The organism is Anaerolineae bacterium, from assembly GCA_025062375.1.
In the GTDB taxonomy this organism is placed as follows: Bacteria; Chloroflexota; Anaerolineae; order SpSt-600; family SpSt-600; genus SpSt-600.
The window spans coordinates 77,703-99,892 of the sequence record JANXAG010000001.1; the positions used below are offsets into that span (position 1 = coordinate 77,703).

The 22,190-nt window shown below is 52.3% G+C and carries 21 protein-coding genes; 14 read left to right on the forward strand and 7 right to left on the reverse strand.

Annotation, left to right across the window (positions count from 1 at the left end):
• Positions 1 to 10 precede the first annotated feature (10 nt).
• The 9 genes from NZ653_00400 (at position 11) to NZ653_00440 (ending at position 9,504) form a co-directional block, all read left to right on the forward strand.
• A complete protein-coding gene (locus NZ653_00400; GenBank protein MCS7285589.1) occupies positions 11 to 2,704 on the forward strand; it encodes a cation-translocating P-type ATPase in 2,694 nt (897 codons plus the stop codon).
• Between the two features lie 205 nt (positions 2,705 to 2,909).
• Entirely contained in the window at positions 2,910 to 3,419 is a 510-nt protein-coding gene (def, locus tag NZ653_00405; protein ID MCS7285590.1) for a peptide deformylase, read from the forward strand.
• Positions 3,403 to 4,350, forward strand: a complete 948-nt coding sequence (locus tag NZ653_00410) for an ADP-ribosylglycohydrolase family protein (protein ID MCS7285591.1) — start codon at positions 3,403 to 3,405, stop codon at positions 4,348 to 4,350. Before def ends, NZ653_00410 begins: the two co-directional genes overlap by 17 nt.
• A complete protein-coding gene (locus NZ653_00415) occupies positions 4,338 to 4,682 on the forward strand; it encodes a cupin domain-containing protein (protein ID MCS7285592.1) in 345 nt (114 codons plus the stop codon). Before NZ653_00410 ends, NZ653_00415 begins: the two co-directional genes overlap by 13 nt.
• A 10-nt stretch (positions 4,683 to 4,692) precedes the next feature.
• On the forward strand, positions 4,693 to 5,031 hold the full coding sequence (locus tag NZ653_00420) for a cupin domain-containing protein (protein ID MCS7285593.1): 339 nt from the start codon (positions 4,693 to 4,695) through the stop codon (positions 5,029 to 5,031).
• Entirely contained in the window at positions 5,031 to 5,807 is a 777-nt protein-coding gene (locus tag NZ653_00425) for a carbon-nitrogen family hydrolase (protein MCS7285594.1), read from the forward strand. The genes NZ653_00420 and NZ653_00425 overlap by 1 nt, the downstream gene beginning before the upstream one ends.
• A 23-nt stretch (positions 5,808 to 5,830) precedes the next feature.
• Complete coding sequence (locus tag NZ653_00430; protein MCS7285595.1) at positions 5,831 to 6,391, forward strand: helix-hairpin-helix domain-containing protein; 561 nt, start codon at positions 5,831 to 5,833, stop codon at positions 6,389 to 6,391.
• Positions 6,388 to 8,703 carry a DNA internalization-related competence protein ComEC/Rec2 gene (locus tag NZ653_00435; protein MCS7285596.1) on the forward strand — a complete coding sequence of 772 codons (2,316 nt, stop codon included), beginning with the start codon at positions 6,388 to 6,390 and terminating at the stop codon, positions 8,701 to 8,703. Before NZ653_00430 ends, NZ653_00435 begins: the two co-directional genes overlap by 4 nt.
• 66 nt (positions 8,704 to 8,769) lie before the next feature.
• Positions 8,770 to 9,504 carry a hypothetical protein gene (locus tag NZ653_00440; GenBank protein ID MCS7285597.1) on the forward strand — a complete coding sequence of 245 codons (735 nt, stop codon included), beginning with the start codon at positions 8,770 to 8,772 and terminating at the stop codon, positions 9,502 to 9,504.
• Here the strand turns inward: NZ653_00440 and speB are convergent.
• Genes speB through NZ653_00455 form a run of 3 tightly spaced genes read right to left on the reverse strand, consistent with a single transcriptional unit; the run spans position 9,464 to position 13,281 of the window.
• Entirely contained in the window at positions 9,464 to 10,303 is an 840-nt protein-coding gene (gene speB / locus NZ653_00445; protein ID MCS7285598.1) for an agmatinase, read from the reverse strand. The genes NZ653_00440 and speB overlap by 41 nt on opposite strands.
• Before the next feature lie 9 nt (positions 10,304 to 10,312).
• The gene (locus NZ653_00450) at positions 10,313 to 11,554 is read right to left on the reverse strand and encodes an MFS transporter (protein ID MCS7285599.1); all 1,242 of its coding nucleotides are present in this window, start codon (positions 11,552 to 11,554) and stop codon (positions 10,313 to 10,315) included.
• On the reverse strand, positions 11,551 to 13,281 hold the full coding sequence (locus tag NZ653_00455) for a TIGR04190 family B12-binding domain/radical SAM domain protein (GenBank protein ID MCS7285600.1): 1,731 nt from the start codon (positions 13,279 to 13,281) through the stop codon (positions 11,551 to 11,553). Before NZ653_00455 ends, NZ653_00450 begins: the two co-directional genes overlap by 4 nt.
• A 206-nt stretch (positions 13,282 to 13,487) precedes the next feature.
• Between NZ653_00455 and NZ653_00460 the strand changes: the two genes are divergently transcribed.
• The 5 genes from NZ653_00460 to NZ653_00480 are packed head-to-tail and all read left to right on the forward strand — an operon-like array spanning position 13,488 to position 19,004.
• On the forward strand, positions 13,488 to 14,282 hold the full coding sequence (locus NZ653_00460) for a TatD family hydrolase (protein MCS7285601.1): 795 nt from the start codon (positions 13,488 to 13,490) through the stop codon (positions 14,280 to 14,282).
• 3 nt (positions 14,283 to 14,285) lie between these two features.
• Positions 14,286 to 15,257 (forward strand): polyprenyl synthetase family protein, encoded by a 972-nt coding sequence (locus tag NZ653_00465; GenBank protein MCS7285602.1) that lies wholly within the window; start codon positions 14,286 to 14,288, stop codon positions 15,255 to 15,257.
• A 4-nt stretch (positions 15,258 to 15,261) separates the two neighbouring features.
• A complete protein-coding gene (locus NZ653_00470) occupies positions 15,262 to 16,239 on the forward strand; it encodes a glycosyltransferase family 2 protein (protein ID MCS7285603.1) in 978 nt (325 codons plus the stop codon).
• Positions 16,236 to 17,459 (forward strand): glycosyltransferase family 4 protein, encoded by a 1,224-nt coding sequence (locus NZ653_00475; protein MCS7285604.1) that lies wholly within the window; start codon positions 16,236 to 16,238, stop codon positions 17,457 to 17,459. Before NZ653_00470 ends, NZ653_00475 begins: the two co-directional genes overlap by 4 nt.
• Positions 17,460 to 17,462: 3 nt before the next feature.
• Positions 17,463 to 19,004 carry a His/Gly/Thr/Pro-type tRNA ligase C-terminal domain-containing protein gene (locus NZ653_00480; protein MCS7285605.1) on the forward strand — a complete coding sequence of 514 codons (1,542 nt, stop codon included), beginning with the start codon at positions 17,463 to 17,465 and terminating at the stop codon, positions 19,002 to 19,004.
• On the opposite strand, the gene NZ653_00485 is transcribed toward NZ653_00480, so the two are convergent.
• The 4 genes from NZ653_00485 to NZ653_00500 are packed head-to-tail and all read right to left on the reverse strand — an operon-like array spanning position 18,976 to position 22,092.
• Positions 18,976 to 19,260, reverse strand: coding sequence for a DUF503 domain-containing protein (locus NZ653_00485; GenBank protein MCS7285606.1), 285 nt, complete (start codon positions 19,258 to 19,260; stop codon positions 18,976 to 18,978). The genes NZ653_00480 and NZ653_00485 overlap by 29 nt on opposite strands.
• Positions 19,254 to 20,336, reverse strand: a complete 1,083-nt coding sequence (locus NZ653_00490; GenBank protein ID MCS7285607.1) for a hypothetical protein — start codon at positions 20,334 to 20,336, stop codon at positions 19,254 to 19,256. The genes NZ653_00485 and NZ653_00490 overlap by 7 nt, the downstream gene beginning before the upstream one ends.
• Positions 20,333 to 21,154 (reverse strand): lipoate--protein ligase family protein, encoded by an 822-nt coding sequence (locus tag NZ653_00495; protein ID MCS7285608.1) that lies wholly within the window; start codon positions 21,152 to 21,154, stop codon positions 20,333 to 20,335. Before NZ653_00495 ends, NZ653_00490 begins: the two co-directional genes overlap by 4 nt.
• On the reverse strand, positions 21,130 to 22,092 hold the full coding sequence (locus tag NZ653_00500) for a radical SAM protein (protein MCS7285609.1): 963 nt from the start codon (positions 22,090 to 22,092) through the stop codon (positions 21,130 to 21,132). Before NZ653_00500 ends, NZ653_00495 begins: the two co-directional genes overlap by 25 nt.
• Positions 22,093 to 22,190: the final 98 nt, after the last annotated feature.

Sequence of the window (22,190 nt, forward strand, 5' to 3'; positions counted from 1 at the left end):
AGGGGAGCCTATGAACTGGGCATCTCTTGAAATAGACGAAGTACTGAAACGCCTGGAAACTAATCCTGACACGGGCCTTTCTTCCGAAGAAGCCAAAAAACGCTTTGCCCACTATGGTCCTAACAAGCTTGAGGAACGAGAGGGCCCCAACCCCATTGCCATTTTCTTTTCCCAGTTTACCGAAATAATGGTCGTAATACTCCTCATCGCCTCGGCCATTTCTTTCCTCCTGGGCGATGTGAAAGAAACCATCGCCATTCTGGTGATAGTTATCCTCAATGCTGTCCTTGGCTTTGTTCAGGAATACCGAGCGGAAAGAGCCCTGCAGCTACTGAGGAAACTGGCTACCCCTGTGGTGAAAGTTAAACGGGACGGCAGGATAAAGGAGATTCGTGCTGAAGAGCTCGTCCCTGGGGACATAGTTCTCCTGGAAGCTGGAACCCGAGTCCAGGCAGACCTTCGCCTCATAGAAGCTATAAACCTGCGGACAGATGAAGCTCCCCTTACAGGAGAATCAACCCCTGTAGACAAGAACGCCAGGGTTGTTCTCCCTCCCGAAACTCCTGTTTCCGATAGAGTCAACATGGCCTTTATGGGCACCGGAGTGACTTACGGCCGTGGTATGGGGGTCGTGGTGGAAACAGGGATGAGGACGGAGCTAGGCCGTATAGCCAGGATGATCCAGACCGTGAGGCGAGAGACTTCGCCCCTTCAGGAAAAGATGGCCCAGGTGGGCAAAGGGTTGGCAGTGGCTGCTGGAGTTCTGGTGTTAATAGTTTTCATCCTTGGTCTGTGGCGCGGTGAAGACCTCCACACCATGTTTCTCACGGCTGTGAGCCTGGCAGTTGCCGCCGTTCCCGAAGGTTTACCAGCGGTGGTCACCATAACCCTTGCCCTGGGCGCTCAGAGAATGGTCAAGCGGAACGCTCTGATCCGCAAGCTTCCGGCTGTAGAGACCCTTGGCTCTGTAACGGTCATCTGCTCCGATAAAACCGGCACCCTTACCGAAAACCGCATGACCGTGACCATTCTGGACGTAGCCGGAGAGACTCTGGATCTTACCGAAAAGCTTTCCAAAGTAGGGCCTTTCCTGGAAGTAGGCGAAAACATCTTGGAAGAAAAAAGCCAGGCGATCCATCTCCTCCTTGTGGGTGGAGCTCTCTGCAATGATTCTTACCTGGAACCAGACTCCATCAAACCTTCGCGATTCTATGCCAGAGGTGACCCCACCGAGGGGGCGATGGTGATAGCAGCAGCCAGATTTGGCCTCTGGAAAGACGAACTGGAGAAGCAAGCTCCCAGAGTCAGCGAAGTGCCCTTTACCTCTGAACGCAAACGCATGACCACCGTTCACAGGATTAACGATGATAACCTTATCCCATTCAACACCCCTTATGTTGCCTTTTGTAAAGGGGCGGTTTCAAGCCTCCTGGAAATTTCTTCCAGGGTCTGGAATGCAGACCACCCTGAACCTCTGGACGACAGCTGGCGAGAGCGCATCGTTAGGGCCGATACTAACTTTGCTTCTCAAGGGATGAGAGTGCTGGGGGTGGCTTTCAGGCCTCTTGAAGAAATCCCAGATGAACCCGAAAAGGACATGATATTTGTGGGGATGATGGCGATGATAGACCCGCCCAGGCCTGAAGTAAAAGAGGCGGTAGCTAAGTGCAAGAGCGCTGGAATCCGCCCAGTAATGATAACAGGTGACCACCCTCAGACTGCACTTTACATAGCCCGGCAGCTGGGAATGGATGAAGGAGGGGAAGTTATCACTGGAGCTGAGCTGGAGAAGATGACGGTGGAGGAATTAGAGGAAAAAGCGGAAAAAGTAACCGTTTATGCGCGTGTTTCTCCAGAGCACAAGCTGAAAATAGTGCAAGCCCTCCAGCGGCGGGGCCATATAGTGGCCATGACGGGCGATGGAGTGAACGATGCGCCCGCCCTCAAGAAAGCGGACATCGGCGTAGCCATGGGCATAATGGGAACCGATGTCAGCAAAGAGGCCTCGGAGATGGTCCTTCTTGACGATAACTTTGCCACCATTGTGGCAGCGGTGGAAGAGGGTAGAGTCATTTACGATAATATCCGTAAATTCATAAAATACACCCTCTCCAGCAACACAGGGGAAATTTTCCTGATGCTGGTAGCTCCTCTTCTGGGAAGGCCCATGCCCCTTACTCCCCTTCAGATCCTCTGGATAAACCTGGTAACTGACGGTCTTCCCGGTTTGGCTTTCGGTTTTGACCCGGCCGAGCCCGACACAATGAAGCGTCCTCCAAGGCCGCCTGGGGAAAACGTCTTTGCGAAATTGTGGAAATACATCCTGCTAGTGGGGTCTCTTATGGGCTTCACAGCTCTCCTCCCCGCGCTCCTCTCCATTGGGTCTGAGGCAAGCTGGCGAACCATGGTGTTCACCACCTTAGCCTTAGCCCAGATGGGCAACGCTCTGGTAATCCGATCTGAAAAAGAATCCATTTTCCGGATAGGATTCACCTCCAACCCAATCCTTCTGGTCGCGGTATTCCTGACCTTTATCCTCCAGCTCATGGTAATATACATCCCACCCTTGCAGAAAGTTTTCAAGACGGTAGCCCTCAGCTGGTGGGAGCTCCTGATAAGCCTTGCCCTCGCTTCAATAGTCTTCTGGACCATTGAACTGGCGAAGTGGCTGAGGCGGGAGATTGATAAATCCCGTGTGACCTGAAGCAATCTACAGCCTGCAGGTAGGCAGAGTCTCGTTATCCGTCAAAATTGAGGGCAGGAGGGCTTGAGGGCTTTGACCAGGCCTGTGAAACTGCCAGTTAGAGGACATCTCGCTTGCCCTCTGGTGATTGGTTCTTCTTCACCAGCCTGATTTGATTGACAAACCTGACAAGCATGCGATATAATCCTGACAAAAGGTGCAAGATATGGTGCGGAGAATTCTTACAGGAGACGACCCGCGTCTGCGGGTTAAATCGAGAGAGGTCACTCAATTTAATCAGGAGCTCAAAGCCCTCATTCAGGACATGATAGATACCATGAGGGCAGCGAAGGGTATTGGCCTTGCGGCTATTCAGATAGGAGTTCCCTTTAGGGTAATCGTGGTAGAACTTCCGCCAGAAGAAGGAAACGGTAAAAGCCGCGTTCTTGCTCTTGTAAACCCTGAGATAGTTAAAATGGAAGGCGAGGAGGAAACAGAAGAGGGCTGCCTTTCCCTTCCCGGCATCGTAGGAGATGTTAAAAGAGCAGCCTATGTAGAAGTTAGGGCCCGGACTCCTAACGGCAAAAAGGTTCGGATAAAAGCCTCTGGCCTTCTATCAAGAGTTCTCCAGCATGAGATTGACCACACTAACGGAATACTGTTCACGGATCGCATAAGCGATCCAGCCAAGATTCGTTATGTGGAAGCTGAGGAAGTAGGTGCTGGAGAAATTTGAGGGCTGCCTCATTGGCCTTGCCATAGGCGATGCCCTGGGGATGCCTGTAGAAGGTTTGCCCCCTGAAATAATTCGGAAGCGATACGGAAAAGTAGAAGATTTCCTCCCTGCTCCAGACCGAAAACTCGGCCCCGGCCAGTTTACCGATGATACTCAGATGATGGTAATCCACGCTGAAAGCATTGTAGAAAAGGGGGAAATTGATCCCGAAGACCTGGCTTTGCGGTTCGTGCGCTGGGTGAAAAGCGGAAGCCCCAGAGGTATCGGGCTCACAACCCTTAGAGCTATTAAGCGACTCGCGAAAGGGGCAAGCTGGAAAGAAAGCGGTGAGGAAGGGGAATTTGCTGCTGGCAACGGAGTGGCCATGCGCATCGCCCCCGTGGGTCTGTTGAACGCCTGGACCCTCGAAAGGCTTGAGGAGGATGTTGAAAAAGCAGGGGCAATAACCCACCGCAACCCTGAAGCTTTGAAGGGAGGGTTAGCTGTAGCTTACGCCGTGGCAAAGCTGGTCTCGGGAGTAAGCCTTGGAAGTTTCCTGGAAGATGTGTGTGAATTTTTAGGACCCTCTAAGGTTACAGAAAACCTCCGGAAAGCTGGAGAACTCCTCAGCAGAGATGTTGAACCAGAACAAGCTCTGGAAATCCTGGGGACCAGTGGCTATGTGGTGGAGACGGTGGCTTCTGCCTTTTACTGTTTCCTTAAAACCCCCGAGGACTTTAAAGCCTCCGTCACGGCAGCCGTAATGGGTGGGAACGATGCCGATACCACCGCTGCCATTGCTGGAGCTCTGAGCGGCGCTTTCAACGGCATTTTGGCCATTCCCGCGCACTGGGTGGAAAAGGTAGAGGAAGGGCCTTACATAAGAAAGCTGGCCCGAGCAATCTATGAGCTCGCTCTGAAGAGAAAGGAGCAGGGTCTATGGAACCCTTAGTGCTCAAGGCCGAGTCTATCCCGTGGCAGCCACATTCCAGATTCCAGGGAGTGTGGACCAAAATTATGGTTTCAAGCCGGGCGAATCCGGCTATGAGCCTTCATCTAGTGAAAATAGAGCCAGGTAGTGCCATCGCACCTCACATTCATCCCGATTCTACGGAGACTTTTACGGTTATTTCCGGCAGGGGCCTTTGCGTTGTGGGAGGCCAGGAATTCAATTTTGGCCCTGGAGATTGCGCTGTCGCCCCTGCCGGGGTTGAGCATGGATTGCGTAATACAGGGGATGACCCCATAATCCTTCTGGCTATATTTACCCCACCACTGGTTTAGAGGGGAAGCTATGGAGAAAGTGATAAACGTAAAAGACGCTGCGGGCCACATAAGAGAACCTTTTACCCGCTACGTCCTGGCCGATGTGGACGACTACAGGGCTTACCTCAGCCGCTTTGAAGGGGATTATGTCTTCCACCGCCACCCCCAGGATGAGCTCTACCTGGTCCTGGAAGGGGAAATTACCATTGACTTGCCCGATGGCAATTCCCTCACCCTTAAAGAGGGCGATCTCTGGGTAGCAAAAGCCCATCAGATCCACCGCACCCGTTCTGAGAAAGGTGCTTTAGTTCTCATGTTTAAAGCCAAAGGTTTGCCCTCAGAAATTCTTAATCAGGAGAAGCACTGATGGAAATCACAGTGGCTATAATCCAGATGGATGTGGTAGCAGGCAAGCCCGAGAAGAACATAGCACGTGCTTCTTTTTTCCTGGAAGAGGCGCGCAAAAACGGTGCCCATATAGCCCTATTACCAGAACTCTGGCTTTCGGGTTATGTTCTGGATAGGGCGAAAGAGCTTGCTTCTCCTCTTGGGGAGGGTTTCTTTTTGGAGATAGCGGCTCTGGCACGTGCCTATTCCATTTATCTTATAGGTTCCACCTTGGAAGAAAGGGGCGGACGTTTCTACAACACTGCCACCATATTTTCCCCTCAGGGTGAACTCTTGGGAGTCTACCGCAAGATCCACCTCTTTGCCCCTATGAACGAAACCAGGTTCCTTTCTCCTGGAAATGAAGCCCCTGTTTTTCCTCTCCCCTGGGGCAGCACGGCCCTGGCCATCTGCTATGACCTGCGCTTCCCTGAACTCTTTCGCCTCTACACCCTCAAAGGGGCTGAGATAATATTCGTTCCCGCTCACTGGCCTGAAAGCAGGATAGAGTACTGGCGCCTGTTCCTGAGGGCGAGAGCTACAGAGAACCAGGTTTTCGTGGTAGGATGCAACAGGACCAAGAACGAATTTGGTGGTTGGTCCGGAGCTTATAGCCCCCGAGGTAAAGCTATAGTGGAAGGAGACAAAGAGGAAGCTCTCCTTCTGGCCCCGATAGATATGGATGAAGTTTCCAGAGTGCGAGAGGAATTCCCTGCCCTGAAAGACCGCCGCCCCGAAATCTACTCGTTAACCTGAAGCGAAAAGCACTGGAGGGGCAAATGGAAAACCTCAAGCAATATGCAATTTATACCCTCATCAACCTTCTGCTGGTGGGGGTAGTAGTTTTACTCCTCCGGAGGCCCGAACCAAGTGCGATGGAGATTGTAACCCCGCCTCCAACGCCAACCCCATCCCCCCTAAGGGTTTACGTTTCAGGGGCAGTGCTCCACCCCGATGTTTACTCTCTCCCTCCTGGGAGCATACTGAAAGATGCCCTTATGGCCGCTGGGGGGCCCAGCCCTGAAGCAGACCTAGATAGCATTAACCTCGCCATGCCTCTAAGGGACGGAATGCACGTGTTCGTCCCCCGCAAAGGGGAAGCCACGCCGGCCGCCGCCCCGGTTGCACCTTCTCCCTCTTCCCCATCTCTCATTAACATAAACACCGCCTCTCAGGCTGAGCTGGAATCCCTCCCCGGGATAGGCCCCACCCTTGCCCGTAGGATAATAGAGTTCAGGGAAACCCATGGCCCCTTCAAATCCATTGAAGACCTTAAGAAAGTTCCGGGTATAGGTGAAGCCATCTTTTCCCGCATAAAAGATCTTATCACAGTGCAATGACCCTCGTTCCTCCGGCCTTGGCTTGGCTCTCGGGGATAGTGCTGGCTTCAAGGGTGGAGCTTCCTTTTCCTTTTATCCTTGCCTTAAGCTTGCTGGCGTTGATTTCAGCCTTCGCCTTAAGGGAAAGGCGCCTGGTTCTGCTTTTTCTTTTCTTCCTTGGTATGGCGCGCCTTTCAGCAGCCCGGGCCCCTGTGGACTCTCACCACTTGGCCTATTACAATGACCGCCCGGAACCTCTAACTATTAAGGGCCTAATTTCGGCTCCACCCCTGAAAAAGGAAAAAAATCTACAGGTAAGAGTTTCGGCCTTTTCCATAAGCCTGGGAGGGGAAGAAGTTCGAGTGAAGGGCGATTTCATCACCTTAGTCCCTCTTCTATCCGATTACCAGTATGGTGATGTGGTAGAGGCCTCAGGGAAGCTGGTGACACCTCCCGTTTGGGAGGATTTCTCCTACAAGGATTATCTGGCTAGGAAAGGGGTGTTCTCCATCCTTAAAGAACCCCGGATTCGCCTGGTGGAGCGAGGTAGAGGAAACCCTCTGAAGCACTGGCTTTTTTCTATCCGGGAGAAAGCCTATAATACGCTCCTTTCCGTTTATCCTGAGCCGGAGGCTTCCTTTTTGGCCGGTGTGTTGCTGGGGCTGGATAGAGGAATACCCGAGGAAATCATGGATAGCTTCCGGCGAACAGGCACAAGCCACATAATTGCTATTTCCGGCTTCAACATCGCAATTCTGGCCGGCTTTCTGGGAAAACTGCTTTCGGGGCTCGGTAAACGCAAAGCCTGGCCGATAATTGTGGCTGCTCTTTTCTTCTATGCCTTCTTGGTGGGAGCAGAACCTCCAGTCATCAGAGCAGCGGTGATGGGGTCCCTTTACGTCCTGGCAGAAGCAGTAGGCCGGGAGGCTTTTTCCCTTAATTCCTTATCTTTTGCAGCTATTGTGATGAGTGCAGCCAATCCCGAAGTTCTATGGGATCCGGGCTTCCAGCTCTCTTTCGCCGCCACCCTGGGCTTAATCCTCCTGGCCCCACCTGCTGAGGAGTGGATTAAAAAGAAGTTTCACCTGCCCAAAAGGTGGGAAAACATCCTTAAGGAAACCCTCATAGTTACCGGGGCTGCCCAAATAGCCACTTTACCATTGACCGTTAGCCATTTTAACCTTTTATCCATTGTGAGCCCCATAGCCAATTTCCTGGTGATTCCGGCACAACCGGGAGTTATGATAGGAGGAGGTGCAGGACTTCTGGCAGGCCTTCTGTATGCTCCTCTGGGGAAAGTCGCAGGGATTGTAGGCTGGGCCCATGCGGCTTATACCATCAAAGTAGTGGAACTGCTGGCAAGCCCTTCCTGGGCTGCCGTGCGTTTAGAAGGCCAGTGGGAAGAAATTTCCATAGTATGTTTTCTGGGCCTATCCATCCTCTTCATCCTGGCGAAAACGGGTCAGAGGATTGGGAAAATCCTGATCAGGTTCTGGAGGTTCGGTGCTACTTCCACCCTTCTGATATCCCTGACGATTCTGGTCTGGTCGGGTGCTCTCCTGAGTCCCGATGGCTACCTCCACGTGGTTTTCTGTGATGTAGGCCAGGGCGATGGCATTTTCATCCTCACGCCCAGAGGCCATAAAATTCTTATAGATGGAGGGCCTTTCCCATCCCGTTTCCTGGAGTGCATGGGCAGGAGGCTTCCCTTCTGGGATCGCTCCATAGACCTTGTAATTCTTACTCATCCTGATAGCGACCACCTCACCGGGCTGGTTCCGGTGTTAGAAAGATACCAGGTAAAAGCTGTGCTGGAAAGCGGAGTAAAAGGAGATTCTCCGGCCTGGGAAAATTGGCACAAAACAATAGAAAACCGGGGTATAGCTCGCTACGAGGCTCGCAGAGGCACTATTGTTCGCTTCCAGGACGGCTTCCTTATGCAGGTAATCCATCCAGAAAGCATTTCTACCTGCCCTGACGATAATGCCTGCTCGGTGGTAGTGAGGGCGAGCTACGGGAAAGCTTCTTTCCTGTTTACAGGAGACATTGATGCGGAAGTAGAATCAAGGTTGGTTGAAAGTGGATTGGAGCTTTCCAGCGCTGTCCTCAAAGTTTCACATCATGGGGCAGGAAACACCACCTCTCGGGCTTTCCTGGAAGCAGTGAAGCCCATGGTAGCGGTAATCTCTGTGGGTAAAGATAACCCCTTTGGACACCCTGCAAAAGCGGTTTTGGAAAGACTTAGAGGCGTAAAAATACTGAGGACCGACCTGGACGGCACTGTGGAAATAATAACTGATGGCAGATACCTCTGGGTGAAAACCGATAAGTGAACGAGGGAACCGGGCTGGGGCTGCGGGGCGTCTTACTCTATGAGAATATAAAGCTGGAGGGAGGCGATGGTGAGGAAAGTTTTTAGCTTTTTCCTGATAGCCCTCATGCTGACAGGGTGTGCGGCTCCGAAACTTACCCCAACCCCACCATCAGGGGTGGAGGTAAAGATAGCGCCCTATTCGCCCCCATCCATCCCGACCCCTTCTCCGGAAAGAGAAGTCAGACCACTGCCCACCCCAGAGATGGAGGTTAAACCCTTGCCCACCATCCCGCGGGAAGAAGCTCTTTCCCGGGCGATAAAGAGAGCCATTGCTGATCTCTCCAGGCGCCTTGGTATTCCCGAAAGCGAGATAGAAGTGGTGAGTGCTTCCTGGAGAGAAATGCCTATTCAAGAGGTTGAATGCCATCAGCCGGAAGGGAAAATCACGTTACCGGCCTTCGTGATGGGCGTAGAAGTAGTGCTTATGGCTCAGGGCAAAACCTACGTTTACAGAGGACGGGGCGAGATGGTAACCCTTTGCATTCCGGGAGAAGAAAAACCTACAGCTTATAATCCCATTTTAGAGAGGGTGCTGGCGCTTTTTGAATCCAAAGGTATTTCGCGGGAGGAAATAAAGGTTATTATGGTGGAATGCGTTACCTGGCCTGATACGAGTCTGGGATGTCCGGAGCCAGGGAAGTTTTACGCCCAGGTTCTTGTCCCCGGTTACAGGATAGTGTTAGAGGTAAAAGGCCTGAGAGTGGAAGTGCACACTGACCTTAAGGGGCGTGTGGTGATATGTAGCCCCATAAAGCTATAATGCCTTCAATGGCCAGTTTTGCTGCACAAACTGCTGAAACAAAAGATGGGTCATAGGGTGGGGCAAGCTCTACTATATCCATAGCCACGACGTTAAATTTCTTTCTTAGCTTCCTGAAAATTTCAATCACATCCCCGTAACTCAACCCTCCAGGCTCTGGGTTAGTCACTCCCGGGCACTGGGATGGGTCAAGGGCATCCAGGTCTAAGCTCAGGTAAAGGGGCAGAGATGGCTCCAGAAAGGAGGCAAAGTTTTCAGGGGAAGCCAGAAAAACCTGAGCCTTGTTTATGAAATCAAATTCTCCCCCGTAAAAGGAGCGAGCGCCCACCAGGACCACCTTGGAGGCCACTTCCGAACACCTTCGGGTAACAGTGGCATGGCTTACTTTTAGCCCAAGGTATTCATCCCTCAGGTCGGAGTGAGCATCCAGCACCAGGAGTTGAACTTTCCCGAAAACGGAGAGAGCAGCTTTTACTGCGGGAAGGGTTACGGTGTGCTCTCCCCCGAAAATCAACACTTTCTTGCCCTTGCGGAAATATTGGGTTAAAGATTTTTCCACCGAAAGCAGTGCCTCTTCCAGGCCACCAGGATGATCCAGGTTCCCGGCATCTCCGAGCTTGAGCTGTGTCAGATCCAGGCCGAATATTGCGGAGAAGGATTCCAGTGATTCAGAAGCATAACGGATAAAATCTGGAGCCAGAGCTGGTCCTTTCCGCCACGTCTCAGTAGCCTCCAGAGTCACCCCTACTATCACTATATCAGCTTCTTCGGGAGGAAAATTAGCTGCCAGGAAACGCATGCCACCTGCTCAAACCGAACGTATGGCAGGGACCCACAGCAGGATTGCCAGGGAGAAAAGCAGGTTTACCCCTGCTCCGAATGCTACCCCCGCTACGGGGCCGAAGGACTGAGCGATGCTTCCCGCCAGGAGGGAGCCAAAGGGAACCATACCGAAAAACATGAAGGAAAAGACCGCCATAACCCTACCTCTCAAATTGTCAGGCACCACCGATTGAAGAAGAGTGTTGCCTGTGGAGTTCTGGATTACAAAACCAGCCCCCACCAGGACCAGAAAAACGAGGGATAAGAGGTAATTGGAAGAAAAGGCGAAAACTAAAAGAGCACTGGGGAAAAGGAGGCTTCCCGTTAGAAGAAGCCAGCCTTTACGGGGCAAACGACCCAGGGAGGCAACTATCAAAGAACCACAAAGAGCCCCGATACCAACAGCTGCGTTCAGAAAGCCAAGGCCCCTTTCACCCACTTTCAGGACATCTGCTGCATATGCAGGCATAAGGGTTGAGTAAGAGAAGCCGAAAAGGGTGGAAACCCCCACGATGAGCACTATTATCTGGGTTACACGATTCCCTGAAATATAGCGAAAACCCTCGGCCAATTGACGGAAGATGGGCTCTGAGGAGGGAGCGTAGGAAATATCTTTAAAATTCATGAGCACAAGGGCAGAGATCACAGCCAGAAAGCTTAAGCCATTTATCCCAAAGCACCAGGCTGGGCCCAGGTTTGCCAGCACGATTCCTCCAATAGCCGGCCCTATGACTCTGGCCAGGTTGAACATTGTGGAATTAAGGGCAATAGCGTTCATGAGATCTTCCCGGTTTTCAATCAACTCCACGGCCAGGGCCTGTCGGGCGGGTGCATCAAAGGAGTTAACGATTCCAGAGAGGAAAGCCACGAGGGCTATGTGCCAGATCTGGAGGGCTCCGGCAGCCGCCAGCCCGGTAAGGGTAAAAGCAAACAACATAAGGGCTACCTGGGTCGCCAGAAGGAGATGGCGCTTGGGGGTTCTGTCAGCTATCACGCCTGCCGGAAGCGTTAAAAAAATGGTGGGGATCGTTCCCATAAACGAGACTAAACCCAGGGCGAAACGGGAGCCCGTAAGCTCGTATACCACCCAGCCCTGAGCTACCGATTGCATCCACATCCCCATGAGGGAAAAGCCCTGCCCGATAAACCAGAGGCGGTAATTGTGATAGCGAAGGGAAACAAAGGTGGGGGGAAGCCGTAGCTCTGCTGTCTTGAGGCATGGACTCATGACTCAGCTCCCCGGAAAAGTATTGTAGCACTTCTGAGGAGGCGTAAGTTGAAGAACCCAAGCCGCACGTTTAACTCTTCCTTATCGCAGACGGTGGAAGTGTTTGCATTATCCACGTGGGGTTTCAGAGCCCTGAGGAATTTATCCCTGAGGGCACTATTGGACATGGTAAGGACGTCGTCGATAAGGCGGAGGAGGAGGCGAGCTTTGTGGATGCGGGAGCTCACGTCTTCTGCCCTGCGCGGAGAAATCAGACCATATGCTTTCTTGAGCTCATTGAGGCGGAGCCCCGCTTCATAGGTGCTTTCCACTATCTCTTCCCTGCTCATCCATATGGTTTCATAACTAAGGATATACTTCCAGCTGGGCTGCTCCAGGGCAAAGCGGTGCTCTTCAAGAGAGCGATAGAAAACCCTATAGCCGTATTGTTCTGGAGCCTCAAAGGCCGCACTCCCGGGATCGAGGAAGGGGGCCATGGGTGAGATAAAGGGGAAAAGGCGTGGGCTCCGGTTCCGATTGAATTCCCGGATAAGCTTGCCAGCGTAATCCACTGTCTCCATAACTGAAGAAAAGTCCTGTCCGGGAAGGCCAATCATGAAGAAGACATCCAGCCTTTTACATCCTGCTTCCAGGGCGTATTCCATAGTGGCTTCGGCTTGAGCTGTGGTATAGGGTCGTCCGAAGGCCTGCCGAACAGCATCGCTATGGCTTTCCAGGGAAATTTCCAGAACGAAATTGGGCAGGGCACGAGCTAACTTCCTGAAGAAATCCCGATCGGCAGCATCGAATAGCTCCACTATGACAGGCCCCTCGTATCCCTGAATGGCTTTGAAGAACCTGTCGGCGTAATCCATCCCTGCCTGGCGCAGATCTCCGAGGATAAACACAGGGCCTTTGGAGAAGCGGGCAATATTACGGATGTCTCTGGCCAGAAGTTCGGGATCCCTGTAGGCGGGCTCAGAGCGCCCATGCAGCTTCCTGAAAGTGTAGGCAGATCCCCCACAGGTCCGGCAGGAATGCGTGCAGCCGCGGCAGGTCAGAACAGCTGTGATGGGATAGCCGAGCCATCCTTTGAAAGGTATAAAGCTGATTAAATCTCGGTAGCGGGCTACCGCTCTTACGACGTAGCTGTAATCTAAAAGCACGTAGTTCAAATCGGGAGGAATCCAGCTTAGAGGGTTTATGTGGATCTCTCCCTTTTCATCTTTCCAGGTCAGGTTGGGGATGGCTTCAAGGGGAGGCGCATCCTTATCCCCTCTTATTCGCTTCATAAGCAACCGGAGAGGCTCCTCCGCAGAATCTCCCCGGACCACGAAGTCTACTTCGGGTCGTTCTATAAGTTCGCGGTGATAGTAAGTGGAGGAAAATCCTCCGAGTATAACGGGGGTTTGAGGGTGATATCTTTTGACCAGGCGGGCCACTTCTATAGCTCCGTGGCAGTGGGGCATCCAGTGCAGATCTATCCCAAAGGCCAAGGGATTGAGGGATGAAATCAAATTTTCGGGGTTAAAGCGTTCAGAAGCCAACATCCTGACGGCTAAGTTTATTATCCTGACTTTGAATCCGTGGCGTTCCAGGTATTCGGCTATCGTGGTAAAACCTATAGGATACATCTCAAAAATCGGGGTTGACGGGATTAGGTCGCTTATAGGGCCGTAAAGGATGGTTTTGGTGCGGAAATCGTAAACACTTGGAGGATGGAGGAGGATCAGATCTGGATTAGCCATCTTTCACCTCAATTTTCACTCAAAGTTACGGAAAAGCCGGGTTAAGATTGTATCACTACTAGGGAAAATTGGCAACCCTTTAGCTGGAGTTCGGGCATGGGTTTTGTGGGCGGAATACCCTCACTCGCGCCCTGATCCCTGAGAGGGTTGCTTGCCCTGTTAATCTATGTTAAAATTAAATTGACTTTGCTGGAAAAGCTGATGAAATGGAACTTGTAGATTCTCACACGCATCTGGATTTCCCGGAATTCAACCCCGATAGGGATGAGGTTATAGAGAGGGCGTGGGAAGCAGGCGTTCGCCTCATAATCAACATTGGCACTGATGTCAATTCAAGTCTGGATTCCATTTCTCTGGCGGAAAGATACCCCTTCGTCTATGCCTCTGTGGGCCTGCATCCCCACGATGCCAGCTCGCTGGATGAAAAGATGGGCGAGGCTTTCAGGAAGCTGGCCTCCCACTCAAAAGTGGTAGCCATTGGCGAGACAGGCCTTGATTACTACCGGAATCTATCGCCTAAGGAAGCTCAGAGGAGAGCTTTTGCCTTTCACATAGAGCTGGCCCGGGAATTGGGGAAACCCTTAATCATCCACAGCCGGGAGGCTCACCAGGAAACCTTGAATTTTTTGAAAGAAATCGCCCGCAACCCCGGTAGACTATCCCCGCCCTATGGGGTAATGCATTGTTTTTCCGGAAGTCTGGAGATGGCTCGGGAAGCCCTTGAGCTGGGTTTCTTTATATCAGTAGCGGGCCCCCTTACTTTTCAGAATGCCCGGAAGCTGCCAGTTATAGTTAAAGAAACACCGATAGACTGGCTCCTTATTGAAACCGATTGCCCTTACCTGGCTCCACATCCTTACAGGGGCAGACGCAATGAGCCTGCTTATGTGCGCTTTGTGGCTGAGGCTGTGGCCGGCATAAAGGGCCTGAGCCTGGAGGAAGTGGGGCAGAAAATGTTAGAAAATGCCCGCCAAATTTTCCGTCTGGATAAAGGGAGGTAAGGTTTGAAGGTTCTACCCTTTCTGGGAATAGTCAAAGAAGAGCTCAAAAAAGTGGAAGAACTCATCCTTTCGGAGGGGGGGTTAAGCTACAAGCCTCTGGCTAATTCCGTGGAGACCATCCTAAAAAGCGGAGGCAAACGTCTTCGGCCCGCTCTTACAATCCTGGCTTCAAAGCTTTACCCTGCTGACGGAGAAAGGCCCATAATAGCCGCTGCGGCTATGGAACTCCTTCACGCTGCCACCCTTATTCACGATGATTTTATAGACCAGTCGCCTACCAGGCGCGGTGTTCCTACCCTCAATAGTCTATGGCCCCCCGCTGCTGTGGTTCTGGCCGGCGACCATCTCTTCGCCAGAGCTGCTTCTCTGGCAGCTATGACCGGAAGCCCAAGGGTGGTTAAGATCTTCGCCCAGGCCCTCAAAACTATATGCGATGGCGAAATCCGTCAGCTTTTTGGAGCTTTCGGCTGGCCTCAAGAACACAAAGATTACTATTACCGAATTTATGCTAAAACCTCTTCCCTCTTTGAGGCCTCCGCTGAGATTGGAGGGGTGCTGAGCAATGCTCCCGAGGAAGCCATCCAGGCCCTGAAAGAATACGGGAAAAATCTCGGAAACGCCTTCCAGATTGTAGATGATGTCCTGGACTTTACCGGAAATGAGGAAATTCTGGGGAAACCCGCCGGGAGTGACCTCCGCCAGGGAATTGTGACTTTGCCCGTCTTTTACTTTGTGGAAAACGGAGGCGATGAAAGTTTAGTGGTGAAAGCCTTAAAGGCCGGGCCTGAGGAAAGGGAAAGGGCTCTGAAAGAACTTATAGAGAGAATTCGGAGTTCTCCAGCTATAGAGCTTTCCATAAAAGAGGCCATGAATTTCGTGGGAAGGGCCAAAGAGGCTATCGCCTTCCTCCCTGAGAGCCCATATCGTTCAGCCCTTATAGCCCTGGCCGATTTCGCTGTGGAGCGAAACCGTTGAGGAGATGAGTTCTGATTTAGCTGTTATAATCGTAAACTGGAATGTATCAGCCCTTTTAAGACGTTGTCTGGAAAGCCTGGAAAAATCTACCGATATCTCTTTCACCTCTTCTCCTGCCCGCTACCAGGGGGATGTCACTGTGGTAGACAATGCTTCCACCGACGACAGTGTGGAAATGGTGTGCTCTCTTTTCCCCTGGGTTCGCCTCCTAACCAGCAAAGTTAACCTGGGGTTTGCCAGGGCCAATAACCTTATCCTTAAAAGCCGGATGATGGAAGACCCACCAGCTTTTTTCCTCCTTTTAAACCCTGATACGGAGGTTGCACCGGATGCCATCTCCCGCATGCTTGATTTCATGGTGGCCAACCCGGAGGTGGGGGTAATTGGTCCTAAACTCCTTAATCCCGACGGAACTGTTCAACCCTCAAGGCGCCGTTTCCCTTCCCTCCTCACTGCTTTTCTGGAAAGCACCATTATCCAGTGGCGTCTCTGGAAGAACAATCCCGTGCTTCGCCACTATTACATAGCAGACAAATCCGATGACGAGATTCAGGAAGTGGATTGGCTCACCGGGGCCTGCCTAATGGTCAGGCAGGAGGCAGTGGAAGCTGCCGGCTTCCTGGACGAGGATTTTTTCATGTATTCCGAGGAGCTGGATTGGTGCCGCAGGATTAAATCCTTGGGCTTCAAGATCGTCTACTTTCCCTATGCCCAGGTAGTCCATCACTCGGCCCAGTCCAGCGAGCAGGTGAAACCCCTTCAGCACATTCGCTTTCAGAGGAGCAAAATTCTCTACTTCCGCAAATATTTCGGCCCCTTCTGGGGGCTTTTCCTCCACATTTTTCTGGTGTTCAACTATTTTATCCTCTTCACAGAAGAAGCGATTAAATGGCTCCTCACCAGGCGGCCGGAGCATAAAAGAGGCATGGAAAGCTACCGGGAAATTTTGATTTCAGGGCTTTTAAGGGGGTGGGAAGAATGAAAGTTTGCTTTGTAACAGGTGAATTTCCCCCCATGGAGGGGGGAGTAGGGGATTACACAAAAGAGTTAGCAATGGCAATGGCTGCTCAGGGGGTTGAAGTATGCGTTATCACTTCTGTTAAAGCAAGGGAAGCCAATTTTCCTCCCCTGAAAGTCTATCCAGCAATGGAAAAGTGGGATTGGGGACACTGGAGTAAAATTGCAAAGTATATTCGCTATGAAGAACCCCAGGTGCTTCACATTCAATATCAGGCGGCTGCCTATAACATGCACCCGGCTGTTAACCTCTTGCCGTGGCGTCTTAAGCTTCTCCGGAACCGCCCCCTGATTGTAACCACTTTTCACGATTTAAGGGTCCCCTACCTTTTCCCCAAGGCTGGAGTTTTGAGAGAGTGGGCCATTACCCTCATGGGGTTAGGGAGTGATGGAGTTATTGTCACCAACGTGGAAGATCTCCTGAACCTGCGACGGAGGTTTGAAGGGCTTCGCCGTTTTCCCCTTTCACCAATCCGTCACATCCCCATTGGCTCCAATATAAGGCCAGAGCTGCCACCCAATTACCACCGCGACCACTGGCGGGCACGCTGGGGGGTAGCCAAGGAGGACATACTCCTTTCCCACTTCGGTTTTTTGAACGAAACCAAAGGAGTGGAAGCCCTGGTAAAGGCTCTCCACCGGTTAGTGAAAGAAGGTTATCCGGTAAAGCTATTGATGGTGGGTGGGGAAACTGGCTCCAGTGATCCCACCAACCTGGAGTACGCTCGCAAGGTGAAAGCATTGATAGAAGAACTGGGCCTTGAAGAGAGGGTTAAATGGACCGGGTACACTTCTCCTGAAGAGGTATCGGCTAACCTGATCGCCTCTGATATCTGCGTTTTGCCCTATAGAGATGGGGTATCTCTCAGAAGGGGGAGCCTTCATGCAGCTCTAATCCATGGTTTGCCGATCATAAGCACGCATCCCCGGGTGGCTATTAAAGAGCTCAGGGATGGGGAGAACATCAAGCTTGTGGCCCCTGATGACCCGGAGGCCATAGCGCGAGCGGTCATAGAGCTAAGTCAGGACCTCAACTTACGTAATAAGCTTGGAGAAGGAGCCAAGAAGCTTTCGGCTAAATTTGGGTGGGAGGGAATAGCCAGCGAAACCCTTAAATTTTACGGGGAGCTGAAAGCAAGCTTTTCTCAGGCCCAGACTCAATGGAGCTACGGGAAAGGGTGTTAAATTATGCGGATGAGCAAGCTCTTCGGCCGTACTTTGAGGCAGGTGGAGGAGAGAGGAAGCACGGGCCTTAAGCTCCTGGCAAGGGCAGGTTTCCTCCGAAGGGAGCCCTTTTCCATCCTGCCCCTCGGTTCCCTGGCCTTGGAGAAGCTCAAATCTCTTTGGGAGAAAGTTCTTGCCCCGGAGTTTCAAAGAATTGAATTAACCTTCTGTGAGCCCCTATCGCCTGAAGAAAAGCTCCTGCTCCTTGTTTCCAAAGAGCTCGCATCGTACCGGGAACTCCCTCTCTACTTGGAATCAGAAGTGTACCTCAGTAAAACTTCTCCCTTTTACCTGCCGGAAGGGAAGGCTTACCTTTTATTGGGACTTTTACCGGATGAGGGTTCAGCCCGGGAACAGTGGCAAGCTTTGAGCGAAAAGGCCGAGAGGTTGATCAAGTCGTGCAAGCTTCACAGCCCTTTTCCCGGCTTCGGAAAGGGATGGGACTGGATTGTGCCAGACCCTGAGGGGGAAGAGAGGGTGGTGGTATGTCCAGGCTGCGGGTATTCAGCGCCTCCTGCCTGGGCCAGGGTTCATATAGAACCCCTCCCTCCCGAGGAGTTAGAGCCCCCGAGAGAGGTGGCAACCCCCAATTGCACTACTATTGAGTCCCTGGCTTCCTTCCTGGGGGTTCCCAGAAGTAAAACGGCTAAAGCTGTATTTTATACCGGAGAGGATGAGAGAATAGTTTTCGCTGTAATCCGAGGGGATATGGAGGTAAGCGAGGCTAAGCTTTCATCAGAACTGGGCTGGGTAACGCTCAGACCTTCTACCGAAGGGGAACTGCTCTTTGCGGGTATAGTGCCTGGTTATGCTTCGCCCATAGGGGTCAAAGGGGTAACTGTTGCGGTGGATAGCTCCCTCAGAAGCGGAGCTAACTTTGTAGCCGGAGCTAACCGGGAAGGTTACCATTTAATCGGGGTAAATTATCCCAGAGATTTCCAGGCAAATCTGGAAGGGGATCTGGCCCTGGCCAGGGCCGGGGACCGATGTCCTTTCTGCCAGGCTGTTTTTGAAGAAGCCAGGGGGTTTCTGGTGGCATCACTGCGGATGGCTGGCCCCGAGGGCACATCTCGCCGCGGCCTTTCTTTCAATACTCCCGAGAGGAGAAAGGATCACCCATGGGCCATCCTTATGGTTCTTTACCCATACCGGTTTCTGGAAGCAGTAGCTCAATTAAATCATGATGAAAAGGGGTTGCTTTGGCCCGAGCCTTTAGCCCCCTTCCACGTTCACCTCATAGGCCTTGGAGAAGAAGGCCTCACCGAAGGAGAAAGCTTTTACCTTCGGCTCAAGACCGAGGGAATAGCGGTGCTGTTTGACGATCGGGATGAAAGCGCCGGAGTAAAGTTTACCGATGCCGACCTAATAGGCCTGCCCTGGAGGGTGGTGGTAAGCAAGCGTTCCTTATCTCAGGGAGGGGTTGAAGTCAGAAGAAGAACCGAATCTCTTTCAAGGGTTGTGCCCTTTGACGTTTTCCTCAGAGAAGTTCAATCCGGTAATCAATGAGCTCTACCTGAGGGTAGTGCTGTAAAATCCATTCCACTACGTTGCTCAGAAGGCGATGCGCTTCCTCTGAGCTGGTAGAGACGCAGGCGATTCCCAGCTCGGCCCTCTGCCAGAGATCCTGAGCGCCTATTTCGGCTATGGAGACGTTGAAGTTGCTCTGGACCCGCCGAATTATGGATTGAAGTATTCTCCTTTTATCTTTCAGAGAACCGTTCCCTGGGAGGTGCAGTTCGAGAGTGCAGGTTCCGATTACCAAGTCCAGCTTATCCTCTCTTCAAGCCAGCCTCTGGAGTTTTCCCGGTCAATTCCCACGATGCCGTCAGGGCTTCCACCGAGGTTGAAGAGGCGCCTTAGGCCTGAACCATCAGGCCTTATGACCCACACAGCCCACTCTCCACCCCGATTGGACAGGAAGGCGATGTAATTTCCGTCGGGCGACCAGGTGGGTAAACCGTCGATAGCGGGGTCTTTAGTCAGGCGTCTGAGGCCTGTTCCATCGGAGTTGACGATGTAGATTTCCCAGTTGCCATCGCGCATAGACATGAAGACGACTTTGCGGCCATCCGGGGAAGCCTCTGGTGCAGCGTCGGTGGGATCAGTGGTGAGGCGTTTTACAACAGCCCCGCCGGTTGTTATCACAAAAAGTCCGCACTCACGGCATTGCCTGGCGGTGTAAACGATTGTGCCATCGGGCATCCAGGATGGGTATTCTCCGAAAACAGGGCCATAAAGTCCACTCATATCGCTCATGATAACCCCGTAGCCGCTGGGGGTGGTGATGTAAATGCGGGGGAAGCGGTCAGGATCCTCACGGGAGTGGAAAGCGAAAGCTTTATCGTCGAAAGACCAGCTGGGGCGAGCAGCTTCTGCCCGCCACTGAGTGCCCTGGATGTTCCACCAGTCGCCTCCTATAACCTGGCCAAAAATACCACGCCTTGCGTTATCCCAGGAGCGATAGGCTATGCGGGTGCCATCGGAGTTAAAGTCGGGCTGGCTGGCTTGCTCCAGGAGCTTCCTTCTGCCTGAACCGTCAACGTTGGCCACAAAGATATCGTAAGTCTGGCGGGCGGGATCGTAGAGGGGGAAAGCTATTTTCCCTTTAAGGACAAGAGGCCGAGCAGAAGGTGTCGGAGTAGCTTCCGGCGATGGAGTTGGGGTTGGGATTTCAGGCGAAGGAGACGGAATTGGGGTAGAAGTGAAGGTCGGCGTTGGCGATGGGGTAAAGGTAAAAGTTGGGAGGACCACTGTTACCCTGGGGGTGGGTGAAGGGGTTGCGCATCCTGCTGCTAATAAGCATAAAACGATGGTTAAAGCTAAAATTTTTCCCCTCATTTTAAACCTCCAAGTCTAAAAGTCCATTCTTCGCTTGAATACTTTTTCCGCAAACTGCGGGCTTGTTCTTCTTCAAAAGGGGTGAGGGAAGAAGGAACCAACAGCAGGTTGAAGGCCTCCCGGAAGCCTCGGATGAAGGCAACAGTTGCTTCTTCAAAGGTTATTTCCCGGCCCAGCAGGTCCGAAAGGGTTGAGGCCCTCTGGCGGAGCTTTTCCCTGAGGGCTTCTTTCTCCTTCTCTCCGAGGCGAAGGAAACGGACTATAGCCGCGATATCACCTCTGAGAGGTATAGAGCCATGCTGAAGGAGGGCATTCTTGCGACGGAGCTGGGCGCTACCTATGACCTTTTTGCCTTCACACTCTATCTCATAATCGGAAGGAGCTTCAAAGCACACGGGGCTTGGGAGATTACCCTGGCGGGGTGGTATTGCCTGATAGGGCTTCAAACCCAGAACTTCAAGACCTCTGAGAAGTCCATAACTTATCCTTCGGAAGGAATCCAGAACCCCCGTTCCGGCCAGAGGATGGGAGGCAGGCAGAACGACGGTGTAGGTGAGTTCGTGGTGATGGAGGATGGCTTTGCCTCCGGTAGGCCTGCGGACTATCTCAACGCCAGCTCTGTGGCATTCTTCAAGGTCTAACTCTTCCAGGATTGCTTGATTGAGGCCTACTGAAAGACATGGAGGTTCCCACCCATAGAAGCGCAGAGTAGGAGGAACAAGGCCTTCCGAAACAGCCTGAAGGATAGCCTCATCTATGGCCATATTGGTTGCTCCATCGGCAAAGCCGCTTACTACAAGCCGCCAGCTTTCGGCCATATGCCTGCCTCCATTATAGCGCGGCGAGTTTCAGCCGGGGACGGGGGGTAAGGAAAGTTGTATAGGGGGCCTGATGGGCGTTCGTTGTAGTAGGGACGGTTGCAATCGGGGCAGCCTGAAGTTCGGAAGGCTTCACCGCTGGAAAGAACTTCCAGGTCAAATGGAGGGAAAGCCATTAATTTGCCATCCCTGGAGAAGGAAAGCTCCTCAGCCCGGACCAGATTTTGGACTATGAGATAACGGGCTATCTGGATGCGTCTGTAGGAAGCGAGGGGAGGGGGTGGTGAGTTTTCCATCCTTGTTCCAGCCAGAGGGGTAAAGGCGAAAAGTCCTGTAATTACGCCCAGGTCATGCATCTTCTGAATCATCCGGATCATTTCTTCTTCTGTCTCGCCCAGGCCCACGATAAGGTGAACAGCTGCCCGACCGGGGTATTTGTAAGCTGTTTCTTCTATAAGGCTAAGGGCTTTTCCCCAGCCAGGCCCTTTGACCCGGGCGAAGACTCTTTCGGAGGCAGCATCCAGGCCAAAGCCTAGATGGTCAAGGCCGGCCTCGAACAGGATCTGAACTTCCCTGAAGTTCTGCGGGAGGAAAGCAGCATCTACAGGCAGAGGAGTCCTTTCCCTCAGTTTACGGACCAGCCTCACGGTTTTCTGGAAAGCTCCGGGGGAGTGGGTGACCTGAAGGCATATCCTCTTAAAGGGGCCGAGAGAACCCAGGGCTTCAAGTCTGGAAATTACTGTTTCTTCTGGGAAAGGGGGCCAGGAAATTCGTGAAAGGGAATAGGGCTTAGCGTTGCTGCTTCGGGCTTGCGAGCAAAAAGCGCAATCTCTCAGGCATTTGCCCCCCAGCATCAGGTAAGCGGTAGTAGGGGGGTGAGCCACTTTACCCAGTTTCAATCCCAGAGCTATGGCCGTTCCCAAGGAGATATTAACCATGGCGTTTATTTTATACCTCTTCCTGGCCCCTCTTGCAAACTCGTATTAGGCTGTTTAAAACTTCCCGACAGAACAGGATGGCTGAGATGCGACGGAGC